19 protein-coding genes are annotated in these 26,351 nt (G+C 66.6%); 13 read left to right on the top strand and 6 right to left on the bottom strand.

Annotation, left to right across the window (positions count from 1 at the left end; genetic code table 11):
- The first annotated feature begins 3 nt into the window (after positions 1–3).
- The 4 genes from FEZ61_RS16940 (at position 4) to arfB (ending at position 2,586) form a co-directional block, all read left to right on the top strand.
- Positions 4–315, top strand: a complete 312-nt coding sequence (locus FEZ61_RS16940; protein ID WP_064309449.1) for a BolA family protein — start codon at positions 4–6, stop codon at positions 313–315.
- Between the two features lie 267 nt (positions 316–582).
- The gene (locus tag FEZ61_RS16935) at positions 583–1,536 is read left to right on the top strand and encodes a rhodanese-related sulfurtransferase (protein ID WP_064309448.1); all 954 of its coding nucleotides are present in this window, start codon (positions 583–585) and stop codon (positions 1,534–1,536) included.
- 1 nt (position 1,537) lies between these two features.
- Complete coding sequence (locus FEZ61_RS16930) at positions 1,538–2,173, top strand: DsbA family protein (protein ID WP_017639807.1); 636 nt, start codon at positions 1,538–1,540, stop codon at positions 2,171–2,173.
- 2 nt (positions 2,174–2,175) lie between these two features.
- Entirely contained in the window at positions 2,176–2,586 is a 411-nt protein-coding gene (arfB, locus tag FEZ61_RS16925) for an alternative ribosome rescue aminoacyl-tRNA hydrolase ArfB (RefSeq protein WP_064309477.1), read from the top strand.
- Positions 2,587–2,603: 17 nt separating this feature from the next.
- Here the strand turns inward: arfB and FEZ61_RS16920 are convergent, their stop codons facing one another.
- Both FEZ61_RS16920 and FEZ61_RS16915 read right to left on the bottom strand, forming a co-directional pair.
- On the bottom strand, positions 2,604–3,449 hold the full coding sequence (locus tag FEZ61_RS16920) for a universal stress protein (RefSeq protein WP_173149601.1): 846 nt from the start codon (positions 3,447–3,449) through the stop codon (positions 2,604–2,606).
- Positions 3,450–3,509: 60 nt separating this feature from the next.
- On the bottom strand, positions 3,510–4,970 hold the full coding sequence (locus FEZ61_RS16915; protein ID WP_173149599.1) for a SulP family inorganic anion transporter: 1,461 nt from the start codon (positions 4,968–4,970) through the stop codon (positions 3,510–3,512).
- A gap of 425 nt (positions 4,971–5,395) precedes the next feature.
- Between FEZ61_RS16915 and FEZ61_RS16910 the strand changes: the two genes are divergently transcribed.
- From FEZ61_RS16910 to FEZ61_RS16875, 8 genes are all read left to right on the top strand, one after another.
- Positions 5,396–7,459 (top strand): acyltransferase family protein, encoded by a 2,064-nt coding sequence (locus tag FEZ61_RS16910; RefSeq protein WP_173149597.1) that lies wholly within the window; start codon positions 5,396–5,398, stop codon positions 7,457–7,459.
- 127 nt (positions 7,460–7,586) lie between these two features.
- Positions 7,587–10,667, top strand: coding sequence for a formate dehydrogenase-N subunit alpha (fdnG, locus tag FEZ61_RS16905; protein WP_173149595.1), 3,081 nt, complete (start codon positions 7,587–7,589; stop codon positions 10,665–10,667).
- Complete coding sequence (gene fdxH, locus FEZ61_RS16900; protein ID WP_064309443.1) at positions 10,667–11,626, top strand: formate dehydrogenase subunit beta; 960 nt, start codon at positions 10,667–10,669, stop codon at positions 11,624–11,626. The genes fdnG and fdxH overlap by 1 nt, the downstream gene beginning before the upstream one ends.
- A 45-nt stretch (positions 11,627–11,671) precedes the next feature.
- Positions 11,672–12,295: a formate dehydrogenase subunit gamma gene (locus FEZ61_RS16895; protein ID WP_059315878.1), complete on the top strand. Its 624-nt coding sequence runs from the start codon at positions 11,672–11,674 to the stop codon at positions 12,293–12,295.
- Positions 12,296–12,483: 188 nt separating this feature from the next.
- Positions 12,484–13,401, top strand: coding sequence for a formate dehydrogenase accessory protein FdhE (gene fdhE / locus FEZ61_RS16890; protein WP_173149593.1), 918 nt, complete (start codon positions 12,484–12,486; stop codon positions 13,399–13,401).
- Positions 13,402–13,894: 493 nt separating this feature from the next.
- The gene (gene katG / locus FEZ61_RS16885; RefSeq protein ID WP_173149591.1) at positions 13,895–16,156 is read left to right on the top strand and encodes a catalase/peroxidase HPI; all 2,262 of its coding nucleotides are present in this window, start codon (positions 13,895–13,897) and stop codon (positions 16,154–16,156) included.
- Between the two features lie 231 nt (positions 16,157–16,387).
- Positions 16,388–20,383, top strand: a complete 3,996-nt coding sequence (locus tag FEZ61_RS16880) for a Pls/PosA family non-ribosomal peptide synthetase (protein WP_173149589.1) — start codon at positions 16,388–16,390, stop codon at positions 20,381–20,383.
- A gap of 67 nt (positions 20,384–20,450) precedes the next feature.
- Positions 20,451–21,374 carry an SdiA-regulated domain-containing protein gene (locus FEZ61_RS16875; protein WP_017639796.1) on the top strand — a complete coding sequence of 308 codons (924 nt, stop codon included), beginning with the start codon at positions 20,451–20,453 and terminating at the stop codon, positions 21,372–21,374.
- Between the two features lie 15 nt (positions 21,375–21,389).
- On the opposite strand, the gene FEZ61_RS16870 is transcribed toward FEZ61_RS16875, so the two are convergent.
- The 3 genes from FEZ61_RS16870 to FEZ61_RS16860 all read right to left on the bottom strand — a co-directional run bounded on the left by FEZ61_RS16870 (position 21,390) and on the right by FEZ61_RS16860 (position 23,781).
- The gene (locus FEZ61_RS16870; protein ID WP_017639795.1) at positions 21,390–22,046 is read right to left on the bottom strand and encodes a nucleotidyltransferase domain-containing protein; all 657 of its coding nucleotides are present in this window, start codon (positions 22,044–22,046) and stop codon (positions 21,390–21,392) included.
- Positions 22,047–22,571, bottom strand: a complete 525-nt coding sequence (locus FEZ61_RS16865; protein ID WP_017639794.1) for an ankyrin repeat domain-containing protein — start codon at positions 22,569–22,571, stop codon at positions 22,047–22,049.
- A 118-nt stretch (positions 22,572–22,689) separates the two neighbouring features.
- Positions 22,690–23,781 (bottom strand): lipase, encoded by a 1,092-nt coding sequence (locus FEZ61_RS16860; protein WP_173149587.1) that lies wholly within the window; start codon positions 23,779–23,781, stop codon positions 22,690–22,692.
- A 278-nt stretch (positions 23,782–24,059) separates the two neighbouring features.
- Here FEZ61_RS16860 and selA point away from each other — a divergent pair, with 278 nt between their 5' ends.
- On the top strand, positions 24,060–25,469 hold the full coding sequence (gene selA / locus FEZ61_RS16855; protein ID WP_093255969.1) for an L-seryl-tRNA(Sec) selenium transferase: 1,410 nt from the start codon (positions 24,060–24,062) through the stop codon (positions 25,467–25,469).
- A gap of 139 nt (positions 25,470–25,608) precedes the next feature.
- On the opposite strand, the gene phnE is transcribed toward selA, so the two are convergent.
- Positions 25,609–26,340, bottom strand: a complete 732-nt coding sequence (gene phnE / locus FEZ61_RS24475; RefSeq protein ID WP_242455189.1) for a phosphonate ABC transporter, permease protein PhnE — start codon at positions 26,338–26,340, stop codon at positions 25,609–25,611.
- Positions 26,341–26,351 lie beyond the last annotated feature (11 nt).

Genomic DNA, 26,351 nt, shown 5'->3' with positions numbered 1-26,351 from the left:
CCCATGAGCATGCGCGAACGTATCCAGTCCAGCCTGGGCCTGTTGCAACCCGAGCACCTGGAGGTGCTCGACGAAAGCCACATGCACAGCCGCGGCCAGGAGACCCATTACAAGGCGGTGGTGGTGAGCGAACACTTCGCCGGGCTCAACGCGGTGAAACGCCACCAGAAGGTCTACGGCACCCTGGGCGAACTCATGGGCCAGTTCCACGCCCTGGCGCTGCACACCTATACCCCGGCGGAGTGGGCGGCCCAGGGGCAGGCACCGGATTCGCCCACCTGCCGCGGCGGCAGCAAGCACGACCTGGCGGGTTGATCTCAAGGCGCCATTGTTCGGCGCCCTACTAATTGGTTAAAATTTGACCGGCGCCGGCATTCTTGCCGGCGTTTTCGTCAAAGAACCTGTTTCACGACCTAGCGAGCTAGAGACAAACGAGGCGAAAAGGGCTGAGGAAGCGGAGTTTACGAGTGGTAAATGAGCATTCCGAAGACCTTTTCAACGCAGTTTGGCCGACGCGCAGCAGGTCATGAACAGGTTCTAACCGGTCCGCCCTTTGCGAGGGCGACCCCTGGGAACCCGAAGATGACCGACAAGATTGTCGTGGCGGCCTTGTACAAGTTCGTCACCCTGGACGACTACGTCCAATTGCGTGAACCCCTGCTGCAGACCCTACTGACCCATGATGTCAAGGGCACCCTGCTGCTGGCCGAGGAAGGCATCAACGGCACCGTTTCCGGCAGCCGCGAAGGCATCGATGCGGTACTGGCCTGGCTGCGCGCCGATCCGCGCCTGGTCGACATCGACCACAAGGAATCCTACTGCGCCGAGCAGCCCTTCTATCGCACCAAGGTCAAGCTCAAGAAGGAGATCGTCACCCTGGGCGTGCCCGGCGTCGATCCCAACCGCCGCGTGGGCACCTATGTCGAACCCCGGGACTGGAACGCCCTGGTCGACGACCCCGAGGTGCTGGTGATCGACACCCGCAACGACTACGAGGTGGGCATCGGCAGCTTCAAGGGGGCGATCGATCCCAAGACCAAGAGCTTCCGCGATTTCCCGGCCTATATCCGCGAGCACTTCGATCCGGCCCGGCACAGGAAAGTCGCCATGTTCTGCACCGGTGGCATCCGCTGCGAGAAGGCGTCGAGCTTCATGCTGCAGGAAGGCTTCCCCGAGGTCTTCCACCTCAAGGGCGGCATCCTCAAGTACCTCGAAGAGGTGCCGGCGGAGGAATCCCGCTGGGAAGGCGAGTGCTTCGTCTTCGACAACCGCGTCACCGTGACCCATGACCTTGCCGAAGGGGTCTACGACCAGTGCCATGCCTGTCGTACGCCGGTCTCGCCGGAAGACATGCAGTCGCCGCACTACAGCCCCGGCATCAGCTGCCCGCACTGCTGGGATTCGCTGTCGGAAAAGACCCGCGCCGGTGCCCGCGAGCGGCAGAAGCAGATCGAGCTGGCGCGCCTGCGCAACGAACCCCATCCCATCGGCCGCGATCCGCGGCTGAACGCCACCCCCAGCCCCGAGGAGGTCTAGGATGCCCGGTCGCCTGCTCTATGTGATGGACCCCATGTGCTCCTGGTGCTGGGGCTTCGCCCCAGTGGTCGAGCGCCTGGCCGAGCGAGCGGCGGCCCAGGGCATTCCCCTGCACCTGGTGGTGGGCGGCCTGCGCCGCGAGCGGGTAGCCCAGGACACCGCCAGCCGGGTACGCACCCTGGCCTACTGGCAGGCGGTGCAGGAGACCACGGGCCAGCCTTTCGCCCTGGACCAGGGTCCGCCGGAAGGCCTAGTGTACGACACCGAGCCGGCCTGCCGCGCCCTGGTCGCCGCCCGCCAGCTCGACGAAGAGGCCGTCTGGCCACTGGCCAAGCGTATCCAGCGGGCCTTCTATGTCGAAGCCCGCGACGTCACCCAGCCGGCGCTGCTGGTGGAGCTGGCCGAAGCCTGTGGCCTGCCGCGTATCGAATTCGCCCCGCTGTTCGATGGCGAGCCGGCGCACCAGGCCACCCAGGCCGACTTCGACTGGGCGTTGAATCTGGGTATCGCCGGCTTCCCCACGCTGTTGGCCGAGCGTGATGGTCAGCTGGCGCTGGTCACCAACGGCTACCAGCCGCTGGAGGAACTGGAACCGCTGCTGGACGCCTGGCTCAGCCGCGGCGCGCACCTGGCGTGAGTCTGGTCATCGACGAGCGTCTGACGCTGCCCGAGCAGGAAATCCAGCTCACCGCGGTTCGCGCCCAGGGTGCGGGTGGGCAGAACGTCAACAAGGTTTCCAGCGCCGTCCACCTGAGATTCGACATCCAGGCCTCGTCGCTGCCGGAAGCGCTCAAGGAGCGGCTGCTGGTGCTGCGCGACGGGCGCATCAGCCGCGACGGCGTGGTGGTGATCAAGGCCCAGCAATACCGCACCCAGGAACAGAATCGCGCCGACGCCCTGGAACGCCTGGCCACGTTGATTGCGGCGGCCAACGTCCAGGAAAAGCCGCGGCGCCCGACCAAGCCCACCTACGGTTCCAAGCAGCGCCGCCTGGAAGGCAAGTCGCGCCGCAGCGGCCTCAAGGCCAGTCGCGGGCGGGTGGATTTCTAGGCTGAGCTCAAGCCCCTTTAGCGCACCACGATCAGCGCACTGCCGGCCGCTTCCAGCATGTTGCGGGTGTTGCTGCCCATGAAGAAGTGGCGCAGGCGGGAGTGGCCGAAGGCGCCCATGACCACCAGCTCCAGGCCGTGTTGCTTGCGATAGCGCTCCAGGCCCAGTTCCACGTCGCCGTCGGTGATGGCGGTGGTGACCGTGCGGCCCTGCGCCCTGAGTTCGGCGGCGGCGCGGGCGAGGGCGGCGCGGCGTTCTTCGCGGTCGCGGCCGACGGTCACCAGGTGGCAGGCGAGGCCGTCGAACAGCCGGCAGTTGGCCACCCAGGTCACCGCCTTGCGCGCGCTGCTGCTGTCGTCATAGGCCAGCAGCACGCCGCTGGGTTTGACGAACAGGTGGCCGGCCACCAGCAGCGGGCGGTGCAGGAGGCGGATGGCGCTTTCCAGGTGGCGACCGATCAGCCGCTTGGGCGGGCTGTCCTCACCCTGGCGCCCCAGCACGATGAGGTCGAAATCCTCCTGCAGGCTCTCCAGCGAGCTCATCAGATCTCCATGTTGCAGCACGGCGCCGGCGCAGCGCGCCTGCTGCTCTTCCACCCGTAGCTGGGCCGCATCGAGCAGTAGCCGGCCCTGGTCTTCGGCGAGCGTGCCGCGCTGGGCATCCAGGGCGGCCAGCTCGGTGAGCAGCTGTTCCCGATTGACCAGCAGCGGCGAGGTGGCCTGGCCTGGTCGCGGGAAGCGTCGGTGATCCAGCACATGCAGCAGGGTGAGCGGGGCATCCAGGGCGGTGCCGGCCCAGGCAGCGAAGTCACAGACGGCGGCGCTCACGGCCGAGCCGTCGAGGCAGGCGAGGATCTTGGACATGGCCGCGGGTCTCCGGGAACAGGATATTGCTGGGAGAGACCCGGCGGCGCCGTTTCGGGTTCAATCGCCGAGGGCGAGGTCGTCCGTCACGCCGCCACGCCGCAGCAGCTGCTTGCAGCGGGCGGACAGGTGCAGCACCCGCACCCGCTTGCCGGCCTTGGCATAGCGCTCGTGCAGGGTGCGCAGTGCCGCCACGGCGGAGTAGTCGACGAAACTCAGGTGGCGGCAGTCCACCACCACCTTGGGCGGATCACCGGCCGGATCGAACTGGTTGAGAAAGGTGGCGGTGGAGGCGAAGAACAGGGTGCCGTGCACCTGGTATCTCTTGCTGCCGTCGGCTTCCAAGTGGCTGTCGGCATAGAGGCGGCGGGCGTGCTGCCAGGCGAAGTTGAGCGCGGCCAGGACGATGCCGCAGAGCACCGCGGTGGCGAGGTCGGCGAAGACGGTGATCACGGTGACGGCGATGATCATCAGCATGTCGCTGCGCGGCACCCGGTGCAGCACCCGCAGCGAGGCCCAGGCGAAGGTCTGCTGGGCGACCACGAACATGGTGCCGACCAGTGCCGCCAGCGGAATGCGCTCGATCAGCGGCGACAGGAACAGCACGAAGAGCAGCATCAGGATCCCGGCGACTATCCCCGATAGCCGGCCACGCCCACCCGAACTCAGGTTGATCATGGTCTGGCCGATCATGGCGCAACCGCCCATGCCGCCGAACAGGCCGGACGCCATGTTGGCCGCGCCGAGGGCCACGCACTCGCGATTGGGCCGGCCGCGGCTCTCGGTGATCTCGTCGGTGAGATTCAGCGTCAGCAGGGTCTCCAGCAGGCCGACCAGGGCCATCAGCACCGCATAGGGCAGGATGATCTGCAGCGTTTCGAGCGTCCAGGGGATGTGGGGCAGGGCCAGCTGCGGCAATCCGCCGGCGATGTGAGCCATGTCGCCCAGGGTACGGGTCGGCAGGTCGAGGAAATACACCGCCAGCCCCACGCCAAGGATGGCCGCCAGCGCTGGCGGTACGGCACGGGTCAGGCGGGGCAGGAGCCAGATGATGGCCATGGTTGCCAGGGTCAAGCCGATCATCAGACACAGCGGGGCGCCGCTGAGCCAGGTGTCGCCCTGCTTGAAGTGTTCCAGCTGGGCCAGGGCGATGACGATGGCCAGGCCGTTGACGAAGCCCAGCATGACCGGGTGCGGCACCATGCGGATCAGCTTGCCCAGGCGCAGGAGGCCGAAGGCGATCATCAGCAGGCCGCCCAGCACCACCGTGGCCAGCAGGTACTGCACGCCGTGCTGCACCACCAAGGCGACGATCACCACCGCCATGGAGCCGGCCGCGCCGGAGATCATGCCGGGCCGACCGCCGAAGAGGGCGGTGAGGGTACAGATGAAGAAGGCGCCATAGAGTCCCATCAGCGGATTGAGATGGGCGACCAGGGCAAAGGCGATGCACTCGGGCACCAGGGCGAAGGACGTGGTGAGACCGGCCAGGATGTCGGCACGGGGAGAGACACTTTTCATGGCGTATCCAGAACGGGCGATGGTACGGCGGGGCACGATCGCGGATAGACGACGGGGCAGGACGATGCGGGCACACGCCGCAGGGGCGGTTACCGGAGGAGGGGTGGTGCTATGGCGGCGTCGGCAGGTGCTTGGACATGGTGGAAGGGTCCGAAGGCATCGCGAGGAAAGTTAGCGAGCTTAGCATGACTTTCCGGCGCTGCCGAATCGCCGGGATCGGTGGCAGATGCCCGCGCTAGAGTGATCCACTTCTCGTTTGGGTGTTTCGGTTGCGCCTAGTGCTGAACCTCTGGAGCGACCACCGGTCGCAGGCGGGTTGCGCAAAGGGATGCGCAGCGTCCTTGCAGCGATGGCGTCTCCGGGGTCGGCATGATTCCTGGCAGAGGCCCTCGCTGGATCGTCGAGGCCTAGCAGGAGTCTGTACCATGGAGCTTAACTATCGTCGGGACATCGATGGCCTGCGCGCCATCGCCGTGTTGCTGGTCGTTCTCAATCACGTCGGCTTCAGCGCCTTTGGTGGCGGCTATATCGGCGTCGATGTCTTCTTTGTCATCTCCGGCTATCTGATCACCCGCAAGACCGCACCGGACCTCGCGCTGGGGCGCTTCAGCTTCGCCGACTTCTATCTGCGCCGCGTGCGGCGGCTGCTACCGGCCTTCGTGGCCATGGCCGTGGTCACCAGCGTGGCGGCTGCCTGCATCCTGCTGCCGCGGGATCTCGCCAGCTACAGCAAGAGCCTGATGGCCGCGCTGCTGTCCATCGCCAACGTCTTCTTCTGGCGCGCCAGCAATGGCTATTTCTCGCCCACGGCGGATGAGCTGCCGCTGCTGCATACCTGGTCGCTGGCGGTAGAGGAGCAGTACTACCTGTTCTGGCCGGTGCTGCTCCTGCTGGGCTATCGCCTGCTGGGCGTGCGCCGTTGCGGCCAGGTCGCGGTGTTGCTGGCGCTCGCGGGCCTGGCGCTGTCGGAGTGGGCCGCACGGGCGCAACCCAATGCCGCCTACTATCTGCTGCATGCCCGCGCCTTCGAACTGCTGGTGGGCAGCCTGCTGGCGCTGTACTGGGAGCGCCTGCCGCGCGCCAGCGCCGGGCAGGCCAGGGTGCTTGGGCTGGTGGCCTTGGCGCTGATCCTGGTACCGGCCTTCACCCTCGATCATCACAGTCGCTTCCCAGGGGTGAATGCCCTCTGGCCCTGCCTGGGCGCTGCTCTGCTGATCTGGACCGGAGAAAACGGTCGGGGCCCGGCGCGCTGGCTGCTGGCCCAACGGCCCCTGGTGTTCATTGGCCTGATCTCCTATTCGCTGTATCTCTGGCACTGGCCGCTGATGGCCTTCACGAACTACATGGAGGTGCCCAAGGAGCTGGGGCTGCAACTGGCCCTGGTGGCGGCCTCGGTGGCGCTAGGCGCGCTGTCGTGGCGCTTCGTCGAGCAACCCTTCCGCGGTCGGCCGCGCCATTCGCCACGACTGATCTTCGCTGGCCTCTATGTCGCGCCGCTGCTGGTGGGTGCGCTGGCGGTCGGGCTGACGCTCAAGTTCCAGGGTTTTCCGCAGCGTTACGACGGCAACACCGCCGCCATGGTCGAGGCGCTGGACAGCACCTTCGCCAAGGCACGGGGCAGCTGCTTCATCGAGGAGTTCGGCACCATGGCGACCCAATGGTCGCCGGACCGCTGCCGCCTGGGCGCCGTCGACCGGCCGCGGGCGGAGGTGCTGCTGGTGGGCGATAGCCACGCCGCCGCCAGCACCGGCATGCTCGATGTCCTGCTCAAGGACGCCGGCCTGCGCGGCTATGACATGACCCGCAGTGGTACCCTCTACCTGCCCGGTCTCGACGACGTCCACATCACCCGTCCGGGCAATCGCCTGGATCCGTCGATCCAGCTCACCGCACCGGTGGTGACCCAGGCCATTCGTACCGGCGGCTATCGCTATGTGGTGCTGGGCGGACGCTGGCCGATGTACCTGGAAGGCATGAGCGAAGCGGGCCTTTCGGCCTACAACGTGCTGCAGCGCCCGGGGGGCAGCGCGACGCCCGCCGAGCTGTTGCGGGAGGGCCTGGACAACGCCCTGCGCATCATCGTCCAGAGCGGCGCCACCCCGGTGATCCTGGCCGGCATCCCCGAGATCGGTGCCGGGCGCGACACCTGTCAGGTCAAGAACCGGCTGTTCCACACCGCCAACGACTGTTCCGTCGAATTGGGCGACGTGGCGCGGCGCCAGGAACCCTTCACCCTGATCCTCGACGACCTCAAGCAGCGCTACCCGCAGCTGCTGACCCTGGATCCCAAGGCCGTTACCTGCGATGCCCAGCGCTGCCATTCGGCACTCGACGGCACGCCGCTGTACCAGGATGGCAACCACCTAAACGTCAGGGGTTCACGGCTGATCGGCGAACGACTGGTGGCGCGGGGCGACAATCCGCTGCAGGTGGAAGGGGCGACGACCGAGCTGGATGCTCAGGCCATTCGTCAGGTCGCATCGGACTAGAGGAGGGAAGGCCGACTTCCATTGATCGGCGACAAGGGCGAAGCGCTCGATAAGCCAAACGATTGGGTTACTCTTGCCTCAGGGCCTGGCTATGCACCAGGCCCAGCCTGAACGAGGACAAGAAAACGTGGATATGAACCGTCGGCAATTCTTCAAGGTCGCTGGAGTCGGCCTTGCGGGATCCAGCCTGGCGGCGTTAGGCATGGCTCCCACAGCCGCCTTTGCCGACCAGGTGCGCCATTTCAAACTGGCGCACACCGTGGAAACCCGCAACACCTGTCCCTACTGCTCGGTCGGCTGCGGCCTGATCATGTACAGCATGGGTGACCGGGCCAAGAACGTGGCCCAGAACATCATTCACATCGAGGGCGACGCCGACCATCCGGTCAACCGTGGCACCCTCTGCCCGAAAGGCGCCGGCCTGCTGGATTTCATCCACAGCCCCAATCGCCTCAAGTATCCCGAGGTGCGCAAGCCTGGCAGCAACGAGTGGACCCGCATCAGCTGGGACGAGGCGCTTGACCGCATCGCTACCCTGATGAAGGAAGACCGCGATGCCAACTTCATCGCCACCAACGACAAGGGCCAGACGGTCAATCGCTGGCTGACCACGGGCTTCCTGGCCGCCTCGGCGTCCTCCAATGAAACCGGTTATTTGACGCACAAGATCGCGCGGAATCTGGGCCTGTTGGCCTTCGATAACCAAGCGCGCGTTTGACACGGCCCGACGGTGGCAGGTCTTGCCCCGACGTTTGGCCGTGGCGCCATGACAAATCACTGGAGCGACATCAAGAACGCTAACCTCGTCTTGATCATGGGCGGCAATGCCGCTGAAGCGCACCCGTGTGGTTTCAAGTGGGTCACCGAGGCCAAGGCGCACAACAACGCCCGGCTGATCGTGGTCGATCCGCGCTATACCCGTTCTGCCTCGGTTGCGGACTACTACGCCCCCATCCGGACCGGCAGCGACATTGCCTTCCTGGGCGGGTTGATCAATTACCTGATCACTCACGACAAGATCCAGCACGAATACGTCCGTAACTACACCGACGTAGGCTTTATCGTGAAGGAAGGCTTCTCCTTCGAAGACGGCCTGTATACCGGCTACGACGCTGAAAAACGTACCTATACCGACAAGACTCAATGGGGCTACGAGATCGGCGACGACGGCTTCGTCAAGATCGATGCAACGCTTGAGCACCCGCGTTGCGTCTTCCAGTTGATGAAGCAGCACTACAGCCGCTACACCCTGGAAGTGGCCAGTCAGGTATGTGGTACGCCCGTTGAGGCGATCGAGAAGGTCTGGGCCGAGATTGCTGAGACTTCGGCGCCCGGTCGCACGATGACCATCCTCTATGCCCTAGGTTGGACTCAGCACTCCATTGGCGCCCAGATCATTCGTGCCGGCGCCATGGTGCAGCTGCTGCTTGGCAACATCGGTATGCCCGGTGGCGGGATGAACGCCCTGCGCGGTCACTCCAACATCCAAGGCCTTACCGACCTGGGTCTCTTGTCGATCCAGCTGCCGGGCTACCTGACCATCGGCGCCGACGGCGAGCAGGACTACCACGCCTTCATCGACCGACGCGCCAGCAAGCCGCTGCGTCCGGGACAGATGAGCTACTGGCAGAACTACGGCAAGTTTCACGTCAGCCTGATGAAGGCGTGGTACGGCGACAACGCCACCAAGGATAACGACTGGTGCTACCACTGGTTGCCCAAGGTCGATGTCACGGGTGCTGGCTACGATGTGCTGCGCTACTTCGACATGATGGGCAAGGGTCAGGTCAACGGCTATTTCTGCCAGGGTTTCAACCCCATCGCCGCCTTCCCCAACAAGGCCAAGGTGATGCGCGGGCTGTCCAAGCTCAAGTGGCTGGTGATCATGGATCCGCTGGCCACCGAGACCTCCGAATTCTGGCGCAACCACGGCGATCACAACGATGTGAATACCGCGGAAATCCAGACCGAGGTGTTCCGCCTGCCCACCACCTGCTTCGCCGAGGAAGACGGCTCCCTGGTGAACTCCAGTCGCTGGCTGCAGTGGCACTTCAAGGGTGCCGAAGCGCCTGCCGAGGGCCGAAGCGACATCGTCATCATGTCCGAACTGTTCCTCAGATTGCGCGAGGCCTATCGCCAGGACGGCGGTGCCTTTCCTGATCCAATCCTGGGCCTTTCCTGGCCCTATGCCAAACCAGGAGAGCCTTCGGCGGAGGAGTTGGCCAAGGAGTTCAACGGCTACGCTGTGACCGACGTGCTCGATGCCAAGGGCGCCGTTTCGGCCAAGGCCGGCCAGCAACTTGCCGGTTTCGGCCAGTTGATGGACGACGGCAGTACTGCCTCGGGCTGCTGGATCTATTGCGGCGCCTGGACCGAGCAGGGCAACCAGATGGCGCGGCGCGACAACAGCGATCCGTTCCATATGGGGCAGACCCTGGGCTGGGCCTGGTCGTGGCCGAACAACCGCCGCATCCTCTACAACCGTGCCTCCTCGGATCTTAGCGGCAAGCCGTGGGACCCGAGCAAGAAGCTGGTCTGGTGGAACGACAAGGCGCAGAAGTGGGGCGGTACCGACGTGCCGGACTTCAAGATCGACGGCAAGCCTGGCGACGGGATGAGTCCGTTCATCATGAACCCGGAAGGGGTAGCGCGCTTCTTCTCGCTGGACAAGATGGCCGAGGGGCCCTTCCCGGAGCACTACGAGCCGTTCGAAACGCCCATCGGCGTCAACCCGCTGCACCCCAACAACCGCAAGGCGCTGAACAGCCCGGCGGCGCGGGTGCTCAAGGACGACTGGGCGGACTTCGGCGATCGCAAGGACTTCCCCTATGCGGCCACCACCTACCGCCTGACCGAGCACTTCCACTACTGGAGCAAGCACTGCCGCCTCAACGCCATCATCCAGCCCGAGCAGTTCGTCGAGATCGGCGAGGTGCTGGCCAAGCAGAAGGGCATCGCCGCGGGTGATCTCGTACGCGTCAGCTCCAAGCGCGGCCACATCGTCTGCAAGGCGGTGGTGACCAAGCGGATCCGTCCGCTGCAGGTCAATGGCGAAACGGTGCACCATGTCGGTATCCCCATCCACTGGGGCTTCTCCGGCGTGGCGCGGATGGGTTACCTGGCCAATACCCTGACTCCCTTCGTGGGTGACGGGAATACCCAGACGCCCGAGTTCAAGTCGTTCCTGGTCAACGTGGAGAAAGCGTGATGGCAAGCCAAGATATCTACGCCCGCTCCGCGACGACTACGGCTTATCCGTCCGTGCGCAATCAGGCGGAAGTGGCCAAGCTGATCGATGTGTCCAAGTGCATCGGCTGCAAGGCCTGCCAGGTCGCCTGCTCGGAATGGAACGAGCTGCGCGACGAGGTGGGCCATACCCACGGCACCTACGACAACCCGGCGGACCTCACCGCGGACTCTTGGACGCTGATGCGTTTCACCGAGCACGAGGACGAGGCCGGCAAGCTGGAGTGGCTGATCCGCAAGGACGGCTGCATGCACTGCGCCGAGCCGGGCTGCCTGAAGGCCTGTCCGAGTCCGGGGGCCATCGTCAAGTACGCCAACGGTATCGTCGACTTCAACCAGGACCACTGCATCGGATGCGGCTACTGCATCGCCGGTTGCCCCTTCGACATCCCGCGGATCTCGAAAAAGGACAACAAGGCCTACAAGTGCTCGCTGTGTTCGGACCGGGTCGGGGTCGGCCTGGAGCCGGCTTGCGTCAAGACCTGCCCAACCGGCGCCATCGTGTTCGGCACCAAGGACGCCATGAAGGAGCACGCCGCCGAGCGCATCGTCGATCTCAAGAGTCGCGGCTACGAGAACGCCGGTCTGTACGACCCGGTGGGGGTAGGGGGCACCCACGTCATGTACGTGCTGCACCATGCCGACCAGCCGCAGCTGTACAACCACCTGCCCAAGGATCCGACCATCAGCCCCACCGTGGGCCTGTGGAAGGGCTTCACCAAACCCCTGGCACTGTTCGCCATGGGCGCGGCGGTGCTGGCCGGTTTCTTCCACTACGTGCGCGTCGGTCCCAACCGGACCGATGACGACGACGAAGTGGTCGAGGCGCCGCCCCGTCACGAGGGCGATGCGCCCAAGGGCGAGGTCAAGCAGCTGAGTCCGTCCGTGCAGATCTTCGATCCGCACGACAAGCAGCCCTAGCAGGGGTACGCCCCCGGTTAGCCGGGGGCGTCCTGGGAGATCGAGATGAAACCTGAAATCCAGCGTTACAACGCCAACGAGCGGACCAACCACTGGATCGTGGCGATCCTGTTCTTCATGGCCGGGCTGTCGGGACTGGCGCTGTTCCACCCGGCGCTGTTTCCGTTGTCGAGCCTGTTCGGCGGCGGCACCTGGACGCGCATCCTGCATCCCTTCATGGGTGTGGCGATGTTCCTGTTCTTCGCCTTTCTGGTGATCCGCTTCTGGCGGCACAACAAGATCGGCCGCGAAGACGCCCAGTGGCTCAAGCAGATCAACGACGTACTGAACAACCGCGAGGAGAAGCTGCCGCCGATCGACAAGTACAACCCCGGGCAGAAGATCCTGTTCTGGGTGCTGCTGGCCTGCATGCTGATCCTGCTGGTCAGCGGCGTGGTCATCTGGCGGCAGTACTTCGCCCACCTGTTCCCCATCCCGGTGATCCGCCTGGGCGCCCTGGCCCACGCCGTCGCCGCCTTCGTGCTGGTGCTGTCGATCATCGTGCACATCTATGCGGGGATCTGGATCAAGGGCTCGGTGACCGCGATGATGACCGGTTGGGTCAGTCGCGCCTGGGCCAAGAAGCACCATTCGCTGTGGTACGAGAAGGTCACCCGCGAGAAGAAGTAAGGCTGTTGTTGGGCTTCGCTGCGCTCAACCCAACCTACGGATCGGGAGCGCGGGATTTCTCCTGCGCACCGATCTGACTCCCTCTCCCTCCGGGAGAGGGTTGGGGTGAGGGCAGCGGAGTCCGACATCCAAACCCGCCCGCTATCCTGAATCCTCCATCTTCCACCGTTTTCCTAAGGAGCCCTGCCATGGCAGGCCAGATCCTCGAGCCCGGCGAAATCGAAGCCGCGGCCGTCAATCCCGATTTCATCCTGCTGCCCGGTGGCGAGCTGTTCGGCTATCGCGCCGACCGCCTGCGCTTGCTGGCCACCGACAATGCGCTGAGTGACTACCTGCTGCTGATGGCCGACCTGTGCGAAGCCCAGCAAGGGGTCTTCGACCGTCTCGCGCCCCTGCCACTGGACGAGGCCCGCAGCGCCCAGAGTCTGCAGCACGGCCTACCGCCGCTGGGCTACGACACCCTGGTCCGCGAAGGCGACTGGTTGCCCGCGCTTGAGGCGCTGCTGGAGGCCTTCACGGTCGAGCAGGCGCCGGTACGGGCCGCCCTCGACGCCTTGCGCCAGGCCGATGCCGGCCAGCGCAAGGCCTGGGCCATCGCCCTGCTGGCCGGCAGCTACGAACTGGTGCCGGCCGGCGTGGTGCCCTTCCTCGGCGCCGCCCTGCAGGTAGCCTGGACCCACTGGCTGCAGCGCAGTGACTTCAGCGCCCTGCGCGAACAGGGCAGCCAGACCCTCTGCCCCTGCTGCGGCGCACCGCCCATGGCCGGCATCATCCATCACCTGGGCAAGGCCAATGGCCTGAGGTATCTCACCTGCTCGCTGTGCGCCTGCGAGTGGCACTTCGTGCGGGTCAAGTGCAGCCACTGCGAGACCGGCAAGGGCCTGGGCTACTACTCCCTGAGCACCGACGACGCCAACGCCCAGAAGGCGCCGCTACGCGCCGAGACCTGCGCCCACTGCAAGACCTACCTCAAGCACCTCTATCGCGACCATGACACCCGCAGCGAACCCCTGTCCGCCGACCTTGCCAGCCTGGCGCTGGACGTACGCCTGGCGGAAGAGGGCTACGAGCGCCACGCGCCCAACCTGCTGTTCGCCCCGGGCTAGACCGGGCTGGGCGACCGCCCGGGGCAGGGTGGTCGCCGTTCCTGCTGTTTCCGCATATGGCGGGCTGCCTCGCCCTGGCCAGTGCCCAAACGCGCCTTCGATTCCGCTTCCTGAAGCCAAGCCGCGCGAACCTCTGCAAAGTGGTCGCCAACGTTGCTTATCGCGCCAAGAGTCGGCTGGCAATTCCCTGTCACTCCGGGGTCATCTTGCAGAGCCAGTCTATCGAGGGGCGCAAAACCTTCTATCACGCCAGGCGGCGAAGCCGTCTAGTATGGATCTTACGCCGCTTCGTCGGTGTGCCCATCTGATGAGGGGATAACAATGACCGCAACGTCCGTTTTGCCCAGGGTGGGGCTTCCCCCGGCGCCGGCTCGACGCCGGCAGCTGTGCCTGTCGAGCCCCTAGGCCGACACGAGCGGAACCCTGCCTTCTGAAGGCCGTGCTGCCGTCGCGGCTGACAACCGGATGAACAAGACCCTGAGGTGCCAAGAAGATGTCGACCGAATCCAAGTGCCCGTTCAATCACGCCGCCGGCGGCGGTACCACCAACAAGGATTGGTGGCCGAATCAGCTCAATCTCAACTTCCTGCACCAGCATTCCTCGCTGTCCGACCCCATGGGCGAGGACTTCGACTACGCCGCCGAATTCAAGAGCCTCGATCTGGAAGCGGTGAAGGCTGACCTGCGCGCCGTGATGACCGATTCCCAGGACTGGTGGCCGGCCGACTTCGGTCACTACGGTCCGCTGTTCGTGCGCATGGCCTGGCACAGCGCCGGTACCTATCGGGTCGGTGACGGCCGCGGCGGCGCCGGTCAGGGCCAGCAGCGCTTCGCGCCCCTGAACAGCTGGCCGGACAACGTCAGCCTGGACAAGGCACGCCGGCTGATCTGGCCGGTCAAGCAGAAGTACGGCCGCAAGATCTCCTGGGCCGACCTCATCGTCCTCACCGGCAACGTCGCCCTGGAATCCATGGGCTTCAAGACCTTCGGCTTCTCCGGCGGTCGCCAGGACGTCTGGGAACCGGACGATGCGGTGTTCTGGGGGTCGGAAACCGTCTGGCTGGGTGGCGACGTCCGCTATGGCGCCCACAAGAAGATGGAACAGCCCGGTGACGGTGTGCTGACCGCCCAGCCCGAGCAGCATCCGGTGGAGCACAGTCGCAACGATAATCCGCAGCGCACCCTGGAAAATCCCCTGGGCGCGGTGCAGATGGGCCTGATCTACGTGAACCCGGAAGGCCCGGAGGGCAATCCCGATCCGGTGGCTTCAGCCCATGACATTCGCGAGACCTTTGGCCGCATGGCCATGAACGACGAGGAGACCGTCGCCCTCATCGCCGGTGGCCACGCCTTCGGCAAGACCCACGGCGCAGGTCCCGCCACCAGCGTCGGTGCCGAGCCGGAAGCGGCCGACCTCGAACAGCAGGGCCTTGGCTGGAAGAACAGCTATGGCACCGGCAAGGGCGCCGACACCATCACCAGCGGCCTCGAAGTGACCTGGACCTCCACGCCCACCCGCTGGAGCAACGAATACTTCGAGAACATGTTCAAGTTCGAGTGGGAGCTGTTCAAGAGTCCCGCCGGCGCCCACCAGTGGCGACCGAAAGACGGCGCCGGTGCCAATGCCGTGCCCGATGCCCATGATCCCAACAAACGTCACCAGCCGACCATGCTCACCTCGGACCTGGCGCTGCGCTTCGATCCGGCCTACGAAAAGATCTCCCGCCGCTTCCTGGAAAACCCGGACCAACTGGCCGACGCCTTTGCCCGTGCCTGGTTCAAGCTGACCCACAGGGACATGGGTCCCCTGGCCCGCTACCTGGGCCCGGAAACCCCGAACGAAGAGCTGCTGTGGCAGGACCCGCTGCCCAAGGCCGCAGGCGCGCCCCTGGGCGAGGCCGAGGTCAAGGCGCTCAAGGACAAACTGGCCGCGTCCGGTCTGAGCGTGTCCGAACTGGTCGGCACCGCCTGGGCGGCTGCCTCCACTTTCCGCGGTTCCGACAAGCGCGGCGGGGCCAACGGTGGCCGTCTGCGCCTGGCGCCGCAAAAGGACTGGGAGGTCAACCAGCCGGCGCAACTGGCCAAGGTGCTGGGCGTGCTGGAAGGCATCCAGCGTGACGTCCAGGGTCAGGGCAAGCAGGTCTCCATCGCCGACCTGATCGTGCTGGCCGGCAGCGTCGGGGTGGAAAAGGCCGCCCAGGCGGCGGGTCATTCGATCAGCGTGCCCTTCACCCCGGGTCGCGTGGATGCCTCCCAGGAGCAGACCGACGTTCATTCCTTCGGGCACCTGGAGCCCTGGGCCGATGGCTTCCGCAACTATGTGGGCGGGGAGTTCAAGGTCAAGCCGGAATTCCTGCTGGTGGACAAGGCGCACCTGCTGAACCTGACCGCGCCCGAGCTGACGGTGCTGCTGGGCGGCCTGCGCGTGCTGGACATCAACGTAGGCGGCGCCAAGCACGGCGTCTTCACCCAGCGACCGCAGACCCTGACCAACGACTTCTTCGTCAACCTGCTGGACATGGCCACCGAATGGAAGGCCACCGGTCCGGACAAGGCCACCTTCGAAGGTCGCGATCGCCAGAGCGGCGAGCTGAAGTGGACCGGCACCCGGGTCGATCTAGTGTTCGGTTCCCATGCCCAGCTGCGTGCCCTGAGCGAGGTCTACGGCAGTGCCGACGCCCAAGAGAAGTTCGTCAAGGACTTCGTCAAGGTGTGGACCAAGGTGATGGAGCTGGATCGTTTCGATCTCCGCTGATCACTGAGCGGTAACTGAAAACGCCTCCTTCGGGAGGCGTTTTTTTTGGCCTCGCCAGCGCACCGCCGCCCATCGCCGATCAATGGCAGATCGATGAAAAGGCGCAGCTCAGAGCTGTTCCGGCGCCCGCGACGCGAGGACCCGCCAGCCTTAAGCAAACCCTAAGCGCGCCTTAAGGAGCGCGTAACCCGGGAGATACACACTGCGCTAAACACCCAGAGGCTGTCCCCCATGGAAGCGCTTGCCGAACTCTCCCTCAGTCTGGTCGAAGGCCCCATCCGCCCCGATCTGTGCCGCGATGAAGTCCTCGCCGATCTGTTCGAGGCCACCGCGGCGCGGGCGCCCGAGCGGCCCGCCCTGCTCGAAGGCGAGCGCAGCCTGAGCTATGGCGAACTGAACGCCTGGGCCGATCGCGCCGCCTCGCGGCTGCTGGCCGCCGGTGCCGGGCCTGGCCGCGTGGTCGGCCTCTGGCTGCCGCGCGGTATCGAGCTGCTGGTGATGCAGCTGGCCATCGCCAAGACCGGCGCCGCCTGGTTGCCCTGCGACGCCGAAACCCCGGCCGATCGCGTGGCCCTGTGCCTGGAAGATGCCCAGGCGGTGGGCGTGATCACCGGGGCACCCTTCGCCGATCTGCTGGCGCGTCCCGGGCTCGGCTGCTGGACCCCCGACGAGCTGAGCGTCGCCCTGGCCCAGGGCGAGATTCTGCGCCGGCGTGGCCAAGTCTCCCCGGACCACCTGGCCTACCTGATCTACACCTCCGGCTCCACCGGCAAGCCCAAAGGCATCGGCATCCGCCAGGACAGCATCTGCCACTTCCTGCGCAGCGAGAATTCGCTGCTCGGCATCGAGGCCGGCGACCGGGTCTACCAGGGTTTCTCGGTGGCCTTCGACATGTCCTTCGAAGAGATCTGGATCAGCTACCTGGTGGGCGCCACCCTCTGGCTGGCGCCGCGGGAGATCACCGCCGACCCCGAGGCCCTGGCCCGCGCCCTGACCGCCCATCGCATCAGCGTGCTGCACGTGGTGCCGACCCTGTTGGCGCTGTTGCCGGAAGACGTCCCCAGCCTGCGCCTGATCAACCTCGGCGGCGAGATGTGCCCCGAGCCCCTGGTGGCGCGCTGGAGTCGGCCGCAGCGGCGGCTGTTCAACACCTATGGCCCGAGCGAGGCCACTGTCTCGGCGAGTCTGGCGCAACTGCAACCGGGCGAGCTGGTGACCATCGGCCGGCCGCTGCCCAACTACAGCCTGCTGGTGGTGCACGCCGATGCCAGCCTGCCGCTGGCGCTGCTGCCACGCGATCAGGTGGGCGAACTCTGCATCACCGGTCCGGGCGTGGCGGATGGCTACCTGGGGCGGCCGGAACTGACCGCCGAGAAATTCCTGCCTAATCCCTGGAGCACTGGCAGCCACGACCTCAAGCTCTATCGCACCGGTGACCTGGCGCGGGTCGACGAACACGGCCAGGTGCATTGCCTGGGCCGGGTCGACGACCAGGTGAAGATCCGCGGCTATCGGGTCGAGCTGGGCGAGATCGAAGCCACCCTGGCGAGGCAGCCCGGCGTCGGGACCGTGGCAGTGGTGCTGCGCGAAGAGGCCGGCGTCGAGCAACTGGTGGCCTTCCTGGTCGGTGATGGCGGCCCGGTGCCGCGCAGCGACCTGTTGCGGACCGAGTTGGCCGGCTGCCTGCCGCTGTACATGGTGCCCAGCCGTTTCGAGTGGCTCGGCGAGATGCCGCGACTGAATTCCGGCAAGATCGACCGCAAGCAGTTGCGCACCCGGCCGCTGGCCATTGCCGTGGTGGCGCCGGTCGCTCCGGCCAGCGGCGCCCTGGGCGCCGTTCTCGCGGCCACCGCCGAACTGTTTCCCGGCCAAGCGCTGCACGCCGAGATGGATTTCTTCGATGACCTGGGCGGTCACTCGCTGTTTGCCGCCCGACTGGTTTCGCGCCTGCGTCAGGACTCGCGCTATGCCAGCGCCACGGTCAAGGCGGTCTATTCCGGTCGCACCCTGGGCGCCATTGCCGACGCCCTGGAGGCGGATGCCGCCGAGGCTGGCCAGGCCATGGCCACCGAGGCCTGGGCCCCACCCAGCCGCTGGCGCCGCTGGCGTTGCGGGCTGGCCCAGGCGGCGGCTCTGCCGCCACTCCTGACCCTGCGCCTGGGACGCTGGTTGGCACCTTTCCTGGCCTTCCCGCTGCTGATCCATTCCGGCACCACGCTGCCCCTGGCCATGCTGACCGCCCTGAGTCTGTTCGTTCTGGCCATCGGCCTGGAATTCGCCGTGGCCCTGGTAGGCAAGCGCCTGACCGGGCGCCTGCAGCCCGGTCGTTATCCGCTGTGGGGCCTGACCTACTACCGCTGGTGGCTGGGCGAACGCTTTCTCGCCCTGGCGCCGGCCTACCTGCTCAGCGGCTCGCCATTGGCTCGTGGCTGGCTCCGGCTGCTGGGCGCCCAGGTCGGTGCCGAGGCCTTCGTCGGCACCCTGACCTTGCGCGTCCCCGAGCTGCTGACCCTGGGGCAGGGCGCCAGCCTGGGCAATGGCGTCAACTTCGAGAACGCCCGGGTGCTGCGCGGCGAGTTGCTGCTTGGCCCCGTGACCCTCGGCCAGGAGGCCCAGGTCGGCTCCTATGCCATCCTCGAAGGTGATACCGCCCTTGGTGACGGCGCTCGCCTGCAGGCCCAGTCTGCCTTGCGCAGCGGTCAGCGCGTCCCGGCCGGACGCCACTGGGGCGGCGCGCCGGCCCATGACCAGGGCGCCGCCGGTGCCCGCGTCCTGCCGCCGACCCCGGTGTCCCGTGCCCAGCGTGCCGTACTGAAAGGGCTCTATGCCCTCAGCGGTCTGGTGGTCTCGGTGCTGTTCTTCATGCCGCTGTTTCCCCTGGCGCTGCTGATCGACGAACTGGAAAGTTTCGGTGGACTGCCCTGGTGGCACACCTCTTCGCTGCTGCTCGACGCCCTGCAGTATGGGGTGCTGGCGCTGCCACTGGGCGTGGTCAGCGTTGCCCTGACCCTGCTCGGCTGCGCCCTGGCGCGCCGGCTGATCCTGCCGCGCCTGGACGAAGGCCAGTGGTCGGTCGACAGCCTCTTCTACTGGCGCAAGTGGCTGGCCAACCTGATCCAGGAGTCGGCGCTGCAAAGCCTGCAGGGCCTCTATGCCACGGTGTACTCGGCCCTCTGGTATCGCCTGCTGGGTGCCCGGGTCGGCCGTGATGCGGAGATATCCACCGCCCAGGGCCCGGTGTCCTCGTTGCTGGAACTGGGCGCCGAGACCTTTATCGCCGATGCCGTGATGCTAGGCGACGAACAGGTAGCCCAGGGCTGGATGACCCTCAGGCGCACCTCCATCGCCCGCCGCAGTTTCGTCGGCAACGGCGCCTATGTCGCCGACGGCTGCCATATCCCCGAGGACGCCCTGATCGGTGTCCTGGGTCGACTCGACGAAGGCGTGCCCCTGCGCCAGGGCGAAACCTGGCTCGGCTCGCCGGCGGTGCGGTTGCCGGCGCGGGAAACCCTCACCGGCTACCCGGAAAGCCTGACGTTCCGCCCGGCACCCTGGCGCCGGGTGGCGCGTGGTCTGATCGAGGCCCTGCGCATCGTGCTGCCTACCGGCTTCACCGTCGCCGCCGGCTGCGCCATCGCCGAAGCCCTGGTACCGCTGTGGCAGGCCGGAGCCTGGCTGCAACTGCTTGGCGAGACCCTGCTGGCCGGCAGCGCTTTCGCCCTGGCCAGTTTCCTGGTGGTGCTGGGCCTCAAGTGGCTGGTGGTCGGTCGCTATCGACCGCGCTCGGCGCCCATGTGGACCTTTTTCGTCTGGCGCAGCGAAGCCATCACCAGCCTCTACGAGACCCTGGCCGTGCCCAATCTGCTCGGCACCCTGCGCGGTACGCCCTGGCTGCCCCTGGCACTGCGCCTGCTCGGCGCCCGACTGGGCCGGGGCACCTACCTGGATACCACCGACCTCACCGAGTTCGACTGCGTGCGGCTGGGCGATCACGGCGAACTCAATGCCCTGGCCGGGCCCCAGACCCACCTGTTCGAAGATCGGGTGATGAAGGTGGGCGAAGTCGAGCTGGGGGCCGGGGTCAACCTGGGGCCGCGCAGCGTGGTGCTCTATGGCGCCCGCGTCGGCGACGACGTGGAACTGGGCCCGCTGTCGCTGGTGATGAAGGGCGAAACCCTGCCGGGTCGCTCGCGCTGGGAGGGTAACCCCGTTCAGCCCCGGCGCTAGGACTGTCACACAACCATAAAGACAGCCCTGGATACTCCGCCCCGTACAACAATGACGGGGCAAGGCGATGACGGCGTGGGTACGACGGATCAGGATCGGACGGACCGGCTGGCTGCTGGGCCTGGCCCTGCTGCTGGCACTGGGGGTGACCCAGGGCCTGCGCAGCAGCCATCTGGACAGCCAGTTGCTGTTCTGGGTCGGCCAGCAGTGGCAGAGCGAACCCCGAACCTCCCTGGAACTCGGTCGCTACCGGGTGGCGGTGGAAGCCAAGCCGGTGGCCGGCGTCACCGAGAACCTGTCCGACCTCAGCTATGACCCGGAGCGGGATCGCCTCTGGGCAGTGGTCAACAATCCGCCGGAGTTGCTGGCGCTGAGCCGGGACGGCGAGCTGCTGCAACGCCATCGCCTGGAAGGCTTCGACGACGTCGAAGGCGTGACCTACCTGGGCAACGACCGCCTGCTGCTGGCGGAAGAGGGTGCCAACGCCCTGACCCTGGTAGGCATCCCCGAGGGCGACGACGTGCTCCGGCGCAAGGACTATCGCAGCCTGACCCTGGATCTCTTCCCCCGCGCCAACCAGGGCTTCGAAGGCCTGGACTACGACGCCGCCCGCGATCGGCTGTTCGTGGTCAAGGAGCACTCGCCGCGCAAGCTCTATGAAATCCGTGGCCTGCTCAAGAGCTTCGACGGCGACTTCGCCCTGCGCATCATCGATCGCCAGGCCTGGCTGGACCAGGCGCCCAGCACCGGCGACCTGTCCGCGGTCCATGTCGATCGCCGCACCGGCCACCTGCTGCTGCTCAGCGACGAGTCGCGGGTGCTGATCGAACTCGACGACCAGGGCCATACCCTGGATACCCGTTCCCTGGTGGCGCCCTTCGGCGGCCTGTCACGGCGGATCCGCCAGCCCGAGGGTGCCACCCTGGATACCGCCGGCAACCTCTATGTGGTCAGCGAGCCTAACTTGTTCTATCGCTACCAGAAGCGCTGAAACAGGTGCTTGGATTCAAGACTGCTCGATACCGGTGGAGGGGTCGTAGATCAAGCTAACCAGATCGGCCACCTCGGTTAGCGAGCCCCTCATCGCCATCGCTCGATCAAAGCCATGAAAGTGCTCAGGCGCACCTTGACGCAACAAGGCAAAAGCCGCTTTCGGACCCGGATAATAGAGTCCCCGCACCGCGAAATAGTCTTCCAGCAGGGAGAACAGCAGCCAGTGGAGCCGATAGTGACCTTCGGCATCGTCGCGTGCTGCCCGGCGCAACATGCGCCGCGCCCACTGTTGCCGGTGGAGACGTTCATCGGTTGACAGCGCTACGGTCTGTTCTGCTACTAGCTCTTCCACCTGGGCAAGCACCTGCTCGCCAAACCGTTCGCGCTGGAACAAGACTCGGCCGCCCTTTAGCCGAACCCAACTGGCATTGGGTCGTGCAGCGGTCGCATCGATCCAGCCATCCACATATAGGCCCTGCCAGTCCGTGGGCAAGCGGATCGGGGCGTCCGTATCCCGGAACCCTAGTACATCCAGATCGCTGTCAGGCTCCCAGTCGCCACGAGCGCGCGAGCCGTAGAGGATAGCGGTATGACAGCCGTAGTCGTGGCGCAGCACTTCGGCAAGGGCTGCCACCAGCGTGGCGTTGTCCGCCGCTGAACAACGAGCCATTCAGACGCCGCCCAGTCGCTCCAACACGGCGGGGGTGTCCTGGGCGCCCATGGCGCGGGCCACGCTCAGCGCCGTGTTGCCGGCGGCGTCCCGGGCCTTGGGATCGGCGCCGCGGGCGACCAGCAATTCCACCATCTGCACGTGATTGAACATGGCCGCCATCATCAGCGCGGTCTTGCCGTCGGGCATGGCGCCCTCCACGGCGGCGCCGTGCTCCAGCAGCAGTTCGGCCATCGGCAGGTTGTTCTTGAAGGCCGCCCCGGCCAGGGGCGACTGGCCCATGTCGTTGGCCAGATTCGGATCGGCCCGGTGCTCCAGCAGGACGCGACTGGCCTCCAGGTGACCGTGGTAGCTGGCCAGCATCAGCAGGCTGTCGCCCTTGTGATTGCGCAGATTGGGCGTCAGCCCCTTGTCCAGTACCAGGGCCAGCACCTCGGCATTGCCGGTGCGCGCAAGGTTGAACACCTCGGTGGCGAATTCCTGGGCTTCTTCATCGGTCATGCGCTGGGGACCGTCTGCGGTCATGGGGTTCTCCTGGGCTAAAGGCGGGCGGGACCCTCGGGGTCCCAGACGATAGGAGGGCAGACCCGAACGGCAGGAGGGAGTTCTCCCACGGCGGCGAAACAAGGCCGCCGCGAGCCGGCTAGCCGAAGGTCGCATGGGTCTCGGAAAAGGCCTGCAACTCCGCCACGCTGTAGTTGCCGACCATCAGCACCGGACCATGGGCCGTGCCGATCTGTGCCGGCAGGGTGTCGAGAAAGCCACCGGTCGGGGTCACTCCCAGGTTAGTGTATTCGGCGGCCGGCAGATGGAATTCGGCGATCAGGCGCGCCGCTTCGGCGATCCCGGCGGCCACGCTGACCGGATGCAGGGCCGCTCCCAGCGGATTGACCTGGCCGCCGTTGTCGCCGCTGAACAGGTGGCCCACCTTGGCCGCCGCCTCGGCCAGGTCCTGCTGATCCGCCTGGGCGCCGATCAGGAACAGCGAGCCATAGTGCGGCAGGCTGCCACCGCCCTCGGCCTGACTGACGAAGCTGGGCGCGAAGGGCTGCTCGCCGCGGATGTCGGAGCTGTAGTTGGCCACCGGATCGCCGAGGGTGACCACATTGACGAAGTTGCCTCCGTGACCCGCCGCGTGCGCATCGCGGGGAATGCCCGAGGCCTCGAAGCTGATGCCGCCAAGACCGGTCTGCTGGGCGACGTAGGCCGCCGAGATGCCGCCCAGGGAGTGGCCGGTGACGAAGATGTCCTGGGTGCCATAGCCCTGCTTGGCCGCCGCCTCGATCACCTGGTGGGCGAAGTCCAGCGACTGGCGCTGGGCGCTGGAGACCTGCTGGCCGAGGATCTGCAGATCGCTCAGCAGACCACCGGCGGTGGACAGGGGATCGATCAGCAGATTCTCGCCTCTGGTAGTGCCGGCATAGCTGATGAGCACCTGGTTCTCGGCGGTGATCCAGGTGTGGGCCGTCGCGCCGTTGAGCGAGTTGTGCAGCGTCAGCTGCTGGCCATCGACCAGGAACGGCCGCATGCCGTCGGGCGTGCCACCCAGCACGTACTCGCTGATGGCGCCGTTGAGGAATTCGCTGACGGTTGGGGTGCTGGCCGAACTGGTCTGCGCCAGCGGCGTGACCGCGGCGCTCTTCAGCGTGTGCAGGTAGGTGAAGTTGCCGAGGCTGACGATGTCGCTGTTGTCGAGCAGGCCATCGCTGGCCCAGGGGGAGGTTTTCTTGGACATGACGGCACCTTTGTTATTGTCGTGAGGTGGACGCGGTGGCCAGGGCCTTCCACGCCAGGACCACGGTAGGCGCCAGGGAAAAGCCCGCGAAAACCATCCTAGGACGGGCTCTGGCACGCGGCAAGCCGGGAACCCGGGGGTCATTTCCGGACGCCCCGGGTCCGGGTTCGGGCCACCCCACGCCGGGACGGGCCAGGTCTGCGGCAGCGCGGCGCGCCCTGGTCGACCCGCCGCGGGTTCCGGCTACACTGGGGGTCGAATCGATCCAAGAGGCTCCCATGACCGCCATTCGCCTGCCGTCCATCGACCGCCTGCTGCGCCATCCCGCTTCGCGTCCGCTGGAGGAGCGCCACGGTCGCCAGCTGGTCCTTGGCGGCTATCGTTCGCTGCTGGACGATCTGCGCGACGCCCTGAGAGCCGGCACCCTGACCGCCGTGGAGGTGGAGGAGGGCGTGCTGGCCGGTCGCCTGGGCGAGCGCCTGGCGTTGCATAGCCAGCCGCGGGTGCGGCGGGTGTTCAATCTCACCGGCACGGTGCTGCACACCAACCTGGGACGGGCGCTGCTGGCGGAAGAGGCGATCGCCGCGGTGACCGAGGTCGCGCGTCAGCCGATGAATCTGGAATTCGATCTGGCCACCGGCAAGCGCGGCGATCGCGACGACCTGGTCGCCGACCTGGTGCGCGAACTCACCGGCGCCGAGGCGGTGACCGTGGTCAACAACAATGCCGCGGCGGTCCTGCTGGCCCTGCATGCCATAGGGGCACGCAAGGAAGGGGTGCTGTCCCGTGGCGAGCTGATCGAGATCGGTGGTGCCTTTCGCATCCCCGACATCATGGCCCGGGCCGGGGTCAAGCTGGTGGAGGTGGGCACCACCAATCGCACCCATGCCCGCGACTACGAGGCCGCCATCGGCCCGCGCACCGCGCTGCTGATGCGGGTGCACACCAGCAACTACAGCGTCCAGGGCTTTACCGCCAGCGTGGCCACGGCGGAGCTGGCCGCCATTGCCCGCGCCCATAACGTGCCGCTGCTGGAAGACCTGGGTAGCGGCACCCTGGTGGACCTGACCCGCTGGGGGCTACCCGCCGAACCCACGGTGCAGCAGGCCCTGCGCGATGGCGCCGACCTGGTGACCTTTAGTGGCGACAAGCTGCTGGGCGGCCCCCAGTGCGGCCTCATCGTCGGTCGCCGCGACCTCATCGAGCGCATCAAGAAGAATCCGCTCAAGCGGGCGCTGCGGGTCGACAAGCTGACCCTGGCCGCCCTGGAAGCGACCCTGGCGCTCTATCGCGATCCGGATCGACTGGCCGAGCGGTTGCCCAGCCTCAGGCTGCTGTCGCGCTCGGCCGAGGCCATCACCACCCAGGCCGAGCGGCTGCTGCCGGCCTTCGCCGCCGTGCTAGGCGCGACCTATGCGGTCAGCGTGGAGCCGGCGCTGGGCATGATCGGCAGTGGCGCCCAGCCGGTGGCACGGCTGCCCGGGGCGGCGCTGTGCTGTCGCCCCCAGGTCAGCAAGCGCCTGCGTGGGCGCGCCCTGCGGCAATTGGAAGAGGGCCTGCGCCAGCTACCCATTCCGGTGGTGGGGCGCATCGACGCCGATGCGCTCTGGCTGGATTTGCGTCAGCTCGACGACGAAGCCGCCTTTCTCGCGCAATTGCCAGCGCTGCTGCTGCCGGAGATTCGCTAAGAGCCTGTTCAAAGGCTCGCGAGCTAGAGCCAAACAAGGCGAAAAGACCTGAGGAAGCGGAGTTTACGAGTAGTAAATGAGCATTCCGATGGTCTTTTCAACGCCGTTTGGCCGACGCGCAGCAGCCTTTGAATAGGCTCTAACGAACGACCCAGCGCTGCCGGGCCCAGTTACTCAGCAGATCCACGCCCAGCACCAGCACCAGCATGCCGAGGATCACGGTGGCGGCCTGGGCCTGCTGGAACAGGCTCAGGCTGAAGTACAGCTGCTGCCCCAGGCCGCCGGCGCCGACGAAGCCGAGGATGCTGGCCATGCGGATGTTGTTTTCCCAGCGATAGAGCAGATAGGCCAGCAACTGCGGCCAGACTGCCGGCAGGGTGCCGTAGAGAAAGGCCGCCAGCGCGCCACCGCCGGCCAGGCGAATGGCTTCGGCAGGCGCCTTGGGGGTGTTTTCCAGGGCTTCGGCGAACAGCCGGCCAAGCACCCCGGCGGTGTGTAGGGCCAGCGCCAGGGTGCCGGCATTGGGTCCCAGGCCGGCGGCCAGCACCATCAGCGCCGCCCAGACCAGTTCCGGCACGGCGCGCAGGGCATTGAGCAGCAGTCGCGCCAGCGCCAGGGCGGCCAGGCCGAAGCGGCCGGCCGCCGGCAAGGCCAGCAGCAGCCCCAGCAGCCCGGCGAGCAGGGTACCCAGGGCCGACATCGCCAGGGTTTCCACCGCGCCCCAGGCCACGGCCGACAGCTGGCCGACGGAGAAATCCGGCTTGAGGAAATCGGCCAGGAAGCTACCCATCTGACCCAGGGCGCGGGCGCTCAGCAATTCACCGAAGGCGGTGCCCAGGTAGCTGATGGACACCAGCAGGGCGGTGCCCATCGCCACTACCG

It is taken from the genome of Pseudomonas sp. MS15a(2019) (assembly GCF_013277805.1).
In the GTDB taxonomy this organism is placed as follows: Bacteria; Pseudomonadota; Gammaproteobacteria; order Pseudomonadales; family Pseudomonadaceae; genus Chryseomonas; species Chryseomonas benzopyrenica.
This window is presented reverse-complemented; position numbering and strand designations above follow the sequence as displayed.

Bases quoted from the DNA above. Each gene is read 5' to 3' on its own strand.
- FEZ61_RS16895 (WP_059315878.1), top strand. From the start codon at position 11,672: ATGAAACCTGAAATCCAGCGTTACAACGCCAACGAGCGGACCAACCAC.
- FEZ61_RS16865 (WP_017639794.1), bottom strand. From the start codon at position 22,571: ATGACCGCAGACGGTCCCCAGCGCATGACCGATGAAGAAGCCCAGGAA.
- fdhE (WP_173149593.1), top strand. From the start codon at position 12,484: ATGGCAGGCCAGATCCTCGAGCCCGGCGAAATCGAAGCCGCGGCCGTC.
- FEZ61_RS16875 (WP_017639796.1), top strand. From the start codon at position 20,451: ATGACGGCGTGGGTACGACGGATCAGGATCGGACGGACCGGCTGGCTG.
- FEZ61_RS16920 (WP_173149601.1), bottom strand. From the start codon at position 3,449: ATGTCCAAGATCCTCGCCTGCCTCGACGGCTCGGCCGTGAGCGCCGCC.
- FEZ61_RS16910 (WP_173149597.1), top strand. From the start codon at position 5,396: ATGGAGCTTAACTATCGTCGGGACATCGATGGCCTGCGCGCCATCGCC.
- phnE (WP_242455189.1), bottom strand. From the start codon at position 26,340: ATGGGCACCGCCCTGCTGGTGTCCATCAGCTACCTGGGCACCGCCTTC.
- FEZ61_RS16915 (WP_173149599.1), bottom strand. From the start codon at position 4,970: ATGAAAAGTGTCTCTCCCCGTGCCGACATCCTGGCCGGTCTCACCACG.
- FEZ61_RS16935 (WP_064309448.1), top strand. From the start codon at position 583: ATGACCGACAAGATTGTCGTGGCGGCCTTGTACAAGTTCGTCACCCTG.
- katG (WP_173149591.1), top strand. From the start codon at position 13,895: ATGTCGACCGAATCCAAGTGCCCGTTCAATCACGCCGCCGGCGGCGGT.
- FEZ61_RS16940 (WP_064309449.1), top strand. From the start codon at position 4: ATGAGCATGCGCGAACGTATCCAGTCCAGCCTGGGCCTGTTGCAACCC.
- FEZ61_RS16880 (WP_173149589.1), top strand. From the start codon at position 16,388: ATGGAAGCGCTTGCCGAACTCTCCCTCAGTCTGGTCGAAGGCCCCATC.
- FEZ61_RS16930 (WP_017639807.1), top strand. From the start codon at position 1,538: ATGCCCGGTCGCCTGCTCTATGTGATGGACCCCATGTGCTCCTGGTGC.
- FEZ61_RS16870 (WP_017639795.1), bottom strand. From the start codon at position 22,046: ATGGCTCGTTGTTCAGCGGCGGACAACGCCACGCTGGTGGCAGCCCTT.
- FEZ61_RS16860 (WP_173149587.1), bottom strand. From the start codon at position 23,781: ATGTCCAAGAAAACCTCCCCCTGGGCCAGCGATGGCCTGCTCGACAAC.
- fdxH (WP_064309443.1), top strand. From the start codon at position 10,667: ATGGCAAGCCAAGATATCTACGCCCGCTCCGCGACGACTACGGCTTAT.
- selA (WP_093255969.1), top strand. From the start codon at position 24,060: ATGACCGCCATTCGCCTGCCGTCCATCGACCGCCTGCTGCGCCATCCC.